We start from the raw sequence: 6,015 nt of genomic DNA, 5'->3' as shown, positions 1-6,015 counted from the left end.
GAGCCTATCACTCATGACCACGTCCTAAGGACGTGGGTTTCTACGCTAAACTAAAATGGTCACCGGCGACAACCTGGCTGTGGCCAGATACATCGCGGGGTTGCTGGACATCGGAGACAACATCGAAGACATCCGTGAGCTTCAGGGTGAAAGCACAGAAGAATACCTGTTGCTGGCAAAAGTGATCTCTAAGGCACTGCTGAAATCCATCAGGTCAGATATTCCGGAAGATGAACTGCAAAGCACCGTCGAGGGCATTGTCGATCAGGTCGGGAAAGAGCTGAATACCATGGTGCTTCCCAAGGGCACCATCAAGAAACATGAATCTGAGATCATCGCCCAGATCGAAGCCGCCGACGGCTTCGCCCAGGTCTACCCCGAAGACAAGTACTTCATCGTGGACAAGCTGCAGAAGGCAGACCACATCGTCGGCATGACCGGCGATGGCGTCAACGATGCACCGGCGCTGCCAGCCATGGAGAGCGAAGCGAAGGCTGGTAGACCCCAGTAGCCGCGAGGCCGCACTGTTTTCCCGGCGTGCCTTGCGCCAGAGGGAAAACAAAGTAGGCCTCCGAACGCGGCGTCCAGTCATATGGGAGCCAAGTACGGAGCAGCAACGAGCTTGCGAAGTTGTTGCGCAGTGCTTGGTGACCAGGACGGCTGGGGCACAAATAGGTTGTCAAAGGCTGAGTCGATTTTGGGGACTGGGATGTCCCAAAATCTATCACGAGGCCGAAGACACGCTTGCACTGAAGAAAGCCGATGCGGGCATTGCTGTCAGTGGCGCAACCGATGCAGCCCGGGCTGCAGCCGATATCGTCCTGATGGCACCCGGGTTGCGAGTGATTGTTGATGCCATCAAGCTGGCACGCACAACTTTCGAGCGTATGCAGAGCTATACCATTTTCCGTATCGCCGAAACCATACGCATCATCATCTTCATGAGTCTTGCTATCGGCGTGTTCCAGTTCTATCCGGTAACGGCACTGATGATTATCGTGCTGGCTTTGTTGAATGATATTCCCATCCTTGCCATCGCCTACGACAACACCAAGGTGCGGGAACAACCGGTACGCTGGAACATGCACCAGGTACTGGTCATGGCCAGCTGGCTGGGACTGGCTGGCGTACTGTCATCCTTCCTGCTGTTCTGGATATTGATCGTGTACATGAAACTGCCCCTGGATTTTGTGCAATCCGTGTTTTTCGCCAAACTGGTCATTGCCGGTCACGGCACCATCTATAACACGCGTATCGATGACTGGTTCTTTAAACGCCCCTATCCTTCCTGGATTCTGTTCTCGGCCACCTTTTCGAGTCGCGTCATAGGCACCATCATAGCCGTCTATGGATTTGGCCTGATGACGCCCATCGGCTGGGAATGGGCATTGGGCATGTGGGCCTATGCACTGACATGGTTTGTCTTCAATGATGCGGTGAAAATGCTGGTACTGCGTTTCTATCACCACCTGAAAGGCGTGGTTGTCGAGATCTGACATGTACAGCACCCGGACAAAGCCTCATGACCCAGCATAGCCTCATCGCCGAGTTACTGTCACAGGTATGGTTCCAGTTCTCCCTGGTGGCCGTCTTCGGTTTCCTGACCGGTCTGGAGTTCCGCGAATACATCCTGCTGCGCAGCAAGGAACGTCCGGAAGTACCTTCCATCAGCCTGGGCACCACACGCACTTTCACCTTCATCGCCATTCTCGGCTTCGTGCTCTATCAGCTGGACCCGGGTTATCATCTGTACCTGGCAGGCATGCTCGGGCTTGTCCTGTTTTTTTCGCTGTTCTATCACCAGAAGCTGAAAAACGGCCAGTCAGGGCTGTTGCAGCCGCTCATTTCCCTGACCGTCTATACCTATGGGCCGGTCATCATTCTACTGCCACCCTGGTTTCTGGTTCTGCTGTTCGTGGCAATCGTTTTCATACTGAGCGCCCGCCCTTTCACGCAGCTTCTGACCAAGGACCTGGAACCCCAGGAGATTCCCACCCTGGCGAAGTTTCTGCTGTTGTCCGGCGTCATACTGCCTTTACTGCCCAACCAGCCTGTTTCCAGTTACATCCCGGCTACGCCATTCAAGATATGGCTGGCGGTCGTGGTGATCTCCGCAATATCCTATGCAGGCTATATTCTGAAAAAATACCTGCTGAAACGCCAGGGTTACCTGGTAACCGGGCTGCTGGGTGGACTGTATTCCAGCACGGCCACCACCGTGGTCCTGGCGCGAAAGAGCCGTCTGCTGGAAAAACCGGATGCCGCACTGAATGCCGGTATTCTTGCTGCCTCGGGCATCATGTATCTGCGGCTGCTGGCGCTGATCGCCATCATGAACATCAGCCTCGTACCCGATGCCATCATTCCCCTGCTGTTGTTCAGCACTCTTGCCATCGGCGGTGCGGTCCTGATCGACAGGACGGCACCCTCTTCCACGCAAACCACGCCGGACCTTGGACGGTCCAATCCCCTTGAGCTGGGTATCGCGCTCCTGTTTGCCCTTCTGTTCGTGATCATGATGATCATTACCCAGCAGGTCATCGCCCATTTCGGGCAAACTGGCCTGAACCTGCTTTCCTTTGGCGTCGGCTTTACCGATATCGATCCCTTTGTCCTGTCCATACTCAGCGGCCACTACAAGGCGACCAGTCTGCAACAGCTGACCGGCGCCATCATTATCGCAGCGGGCAGCAACAATCTGCTCAAGGCACTCTACGCGATCACGCTGGGGGGGCGCAGGAACAGTAGCAGGATTGCTGATCCTGGGCATTCTCACCATCATCTATGGCCTGGGCATGTCCCGGGTCGGATTCTAGGGAAGCATGAGGCAAGCCATGTCGCTTTCATCACATCATATCGACGCACGGCAGCTTCTCGAACACCTGGAAGAACACTGGCGGGAAAAATACACCGTCGAGGAACTGCATGCACATCTGCACCACATGCTCCTGGAACTGAAAGATATCCTGGAAGAGAACACCGAAAACACGAAGCTCTTTACAAAAACCTACCTGCGCTTTGCCACCGGCGAAAAACTCAGCCATGAGGAAATGCAAGCCACCAACCATGCACTGGCCGAGCTGTTGAAATATCTCGGCATGGCCGTCATCGGCATCCTGCCTGGCGCCTTCATTACCCTGCCCGGACTGTATGCCCTGGCCAACCATTTCAATGTCGATCTGTTGCCGGAAATATCTCCCGGTGCGAAACAAGGAAAACCATCATGAACACTGCAGGTCATACATCGCCTCTCTCTCAGGAGGAACTCGAGAATATTCATGCCTGGTGGCGCGCCGCCAACTATCTGTCCGCAGGGCAGATCTTTCTGCTGGACAACCCCCTTCTGGAACAGCCTCTGGAACCGGAGCACATCAAGCCACGCCGCCTGGGACACTGGGGTACAACACCAGGACTGAACATGCTGTACGCGCACATGAACAGGATCATCAGGCGTGAGAACCTGGACGCCATCTTCATCACCGGTCCCGGCCACGGCGGGCCGGCACTGGTTGCCAGCACCTGGATGGAAGGCAGTTACAGCGAACTGTACCCCGATATTTCCAGGGACAGGGAAGGCATGAAGCACCTCTTCAAGCAGTTTTCCTTTCCCGGCGGCATTCCCAGCCACTGCGCACCCGAAACACCCGGCTCCATCAACGAAGTCGGTGAACTGGGTTATTCCCTGTCCCATGCCTTCGGTGCGGTATTCGACAATCCCGACCTGCTCGCACTCTGCGTGGTGGGAGACGGTGAAGCAGAAACCGGGCCCCTGGCAACGGCCTGGCACAGCAACAAGTTTCTCAACCCCGTGCGCGACGGTGCTGTGCTGCCCGTACTGCACCTGAACGGTTACAAGATCGCCAATCCCACGGTATTGGCGCGTATCGATACTGCGGATCTCCAGAAACTGTTCGAGGGCTATGGCTACCGGCCCTATGTGGTGGAAGGCAGCGATCCCATGCAGGTACATCAGCAGCTGGCAGCCACACTCGACAGCATCATCGCAGAGATACAGCATATTCAGACAAGCGCACGTGCTGGCGGTGACAATCGGTTGCCGCGCTGGCCCATGATCATCCTGCGTACCCCCAAGGGATGGACCGGCCCGAGGGAAGTCGATGGCCTGAAAGTGGAAGACTTCTGGCGGGCGCACCAGGTTCCTATCCCCGATGTGACCAAGCCTGCTCACCTGAAGATTCTCGAACAGTGGATGAAGAGCTACCGACCGCAAGAACTGTTTGACGAGAACGGCTGGCTCAGACCTCACATAGCCGCGCTCGCCCCTGAGGGAACGAAGCGCATGGGCGCCAATCCCCATGCCAACGGCGGCCTGCTGCTGAAGCCCCTGCATCTGCCCGACTACGAGCAGTACGCCGTTACCGTGGCGCATCCCGGGGCCGAGCTGGGAGAGGCCACCCGGACCATGGGCAAGTATCTCAGGGATGTCATGCAGCTCAATATGGAGGCTGCAAACTTCCGTGTCATGGGACCTGACGAAACTGCCTCCAACCGGCTGTCAGCGCTGTTCGAAGTGACCGACCGCCGCTGCCAGCCATGGAGAGCGAAGCGAAGGCTGGTAGACCCCAGTAGCCGCGAGGCCGCACTGTTTTCCCGGCGTGCCTTGCGCCAGAGGGAAAACAAAGTAGGCCTCCGAACGCGGCGTCCAGTCATTGGGAGCCAAGTACGGAGCAGCAACGAGCTTGCGAAGTTGTTGCGTAGTGCTTGGTGACCAGGACGGCTGGGGCACCAATGGGTTGTCAAAGGCCGAGTCGATTTTGGGGACTGGGATGTCCCAAAATCTATCACGAGGCCGAAGACACGCTTGGTATGGATGGCGGAAACCCTGGATTACGACGACCACCTGGCAACCGACGGCAGAGTCATGGAGATCCTGTCGGAACACACCTGTCAGGGCTGGCTGGAAGGTTATCTGCTGACCGGTCGTCATGGCCTGTTTTCCTGCTACGAGGCTTTCGTCCACATCGTGGATTCCATGTTCAACCAGCATGCCAAGTGGCTCAAGGTATGCCATGAAATACCCTGGCGGGCTGACATCGCCTCCCTCAACATCCTGCTCACGTCCCATGTATGGCGCCAGGATCACAACGGCTTTTCCCACCAGGATCCCGGATTCATCAACCATGTCATCAACAAGAAGGTCGATATCGTGCGTGTCTATCTGCCGCCTGACGCCAATACCCTGCTTTGTGCCACTCACGAATGCCTCAATTCCCGCAACCTGGTAAATGTCATCGTCGCAGGCAAGCAGCCAGAGCCGCAGTGGCTGGATATGGATGCGGCCATCAGGCATTGCAGCACAGGCATCGGTATCTGGGAATGGGCCAGCAATGATCAGGATGGCAGACCGGATGTCATCATGGCCTGCTGTGGGGATGTGCCCACCATCGAGACCCTGGCGGCCGTGGATCTGCTCCACCACTACGCCCCCGGCCTGAAAATACGGGTGGTCAACGTCATCGATCTGATGACGCTTCAGCCACGTGACGAGCATCCCCACGGTCTTCCAGACGACAATTTCGATGCCCTGTTCGGTACGGATATCCCTGTGATATTTGCCTTCCACGGTTATCCCTGGCTCATTCACCGCCTCACCTACAGGCGCAAATTTCATGGCTATCTGCATGTACGCGGCTACAAGGAAGAAGGTACGACCACCACACCCTTCGATATGGTGGTACGCAACGACCTGGATCGCTTCCATCTGGTCATGGATGCCGCCAGCCGGGTACCCGGCCTGCGGGATCGTGCGGGCCACATCCACCAGACCATGCAGGACCGTCTCGTGGATCATCGCCAATACATCACCGAACACGGGGAAGACATGCCTGAAATCCGCGACTGGAAATGGCCCGCCAGACCGGTGGAGAATGAAGAATGGTAACTACTCACCCCTATCAGCATAGAGCTGTCCCGAAAAGGCCATTTGAATGGCGACCAGCGGATTGTATCCCTGATTTGCCATGGTCTGCAGGTAACTGGAGATGCGGCAATAGG

Annotated in this window: 7 protein-coding genes and 1 pseudogene; 6 read left to right on the top strand and 2 right to left on the bottom strand. The window is 56.5% G+C overall.

All coding sequences use genetic code 11. From position 1 onward, the window contains the following. Window positions 1–79: 79 nt before the first annotated feature. Window positions 80–511 (top strand): HAD family hydrolase, encoded by a 432-nt coding sequence (locus ACOCD2_RS10785; RefSeq protein WP_308317370.1) that lies wholly within the window; start codon window positions 80–82, stop codon window positions 509–511. On the opposite strand, the gene ACOCD2_RS10780 is transcribed toward ACOCD2_RS10785, so the two are convergent. Further along, a complete protein-coding gene (locus ACOCD2_RS10780) occupies window positions 450–728 on the bottom strand; it encodes a hypothetical protein (protein ID WP_293885359.1) in 279 nt (92 codons plus the stop codon). The genes ACOCD2_RS10785 and ACOCD2_RS10780 overlap by 62 nt on opposite strands. Before the next feature lie 96 nt (window positions 729–824). Here ACOCD2_RS10780 and ACOCD2_RS10775 point away from each other — a divergent pair, with 96 nt between their 5' ends. The 4 genes and pseudogenes from ACOCD2_RS10775 to ACOCD2_RS10760 all read left to right on the top strand — a co-directional run. Next, complete coding sequence (locus ACOCD2_RS10775; RefSeq protein ID WP_305800309.1) at window positions 825–1,496, top strand: hypothetical protein; 672 nt, start codon at window positions 825–827, stop codon at window positions 1,494–1,496. A 26-nt stretch (window positions 1,497–1,522) separates the two neighbouring features. Beyond that, on the top strand, window positions 1,523–3,046 hold the full coding sequence (locus tag ACOCD2_RS10770; protein WP_293647463.1) for an MgtC/SapB family protein: 1,524 nt from the start codon (window positions 1,523–1,525) through the stop codon (window positions 3,044–3,046). Between the two features lie 4 nt (window positions 3,047–3,050). Beyond that, the gene (locus ACOCD2_RS10765) at window positions 3,051–3,227 is read left to right on the top strand and encodes a hypothetical protein (RefSeq protein WP_293647461.1); all 177 of its coding nucleotides are present in this window, start codon (window positions 3,051–3,053) and stop codon (window positions 3,225–3,227) included. Beyond that, window positions 3,224–4,543: pseudogene (locus ACOCD2_RS10760) on the top strand (phosphoketolase); the annotation flags it as partial. The gene ACOCD2_RS10765 and the pseudogene ACOCD2_RS10760, both read left to right, overlap by 4 nt. Here the strand turns inward: ACOCD2_RS10760 and ACOCD2_RS10755 are convergent. Then, window positions 4,517–4,861, bottom strand: coding sequence for a hypothetical protein (locus tag ACOCD2_RS10755; protein ID WP_293647459.1), 345 nt, complete (start codon window positions 4,859–4,861; stop codon window positions 4,517–4,519). The pseudogene ACOCD2_RS10760 and the gene ACOCD2_RS10755 overlap by 27 nt on opposite strands. Here ACOCD2_RS10755 and ACOCD2_RS10750 point away from each other — a divergent pair. Further along, window positions 4,832–5,902 (top strand): phosphoketolase family protein, encoded by a 1,071-nt coding sequence (locus tag ACOCD2_RS10750; protein WP_308214440.1) that lies wholly within the window; start codon window positions 4,832–4,834, stop codon window positions 5,900–5,902. The two genes, ACOCD2_RS10755 and ACOCD2_RS10750, sit on opposite strands and share 30 nt — an antisense overlap. Window positions 5,903–6,015 lie beyond the last annotated feature (113 nt).

Origin of the sequence: Thiolapillus sp., from assembly GCF_048562965.1 — a bacterium.
In the GTDB taxonomy this organism is placed as follows: domain Bacteria; phylum Pseudomonadota; class Gammaproteobacteria; order Chromatiales; family Chromatiaceae; genus Thiolapillus; species Thiolapillus brandeum_A.
Note: the sequence above shows the minus strand (reverse complement) of the source record. Positions and strands in the feature narration are given on the sequence as shown.

Bases quoted from the DNA above. Each gene is read 5' to 3' on its own strand.
- ACOCD2_RS10775 (WP_305800309.1), top strand. From the start codon at position 825: ATGGCACCCGGGTTGCGAGTGATTGTTGATGCCATCAAGCTGGCACGC.
- ACOCD2_RS10770 (WP_293647463.1), top strand. From the start codon at position 1,523: ATGACCCAGCATAGCCTCATCGCCGAGTTACTGTCACAGGTATGGTTC.
- ACOCD2_RS10765 (WP_293647461.1), top strand. From the start codon at position 3,051: ATGCAAGCCACCAACCATGCACTGGCCGAGCTGTTGAAATATCTCGGC.
- ACOCD2_RS10750 (WP_308214440.1), top strand. From the start codon at position 4,832: ATGGCGGAAACCCTGGATTACGACGACCACCTGGCAACCGACGGCAGA.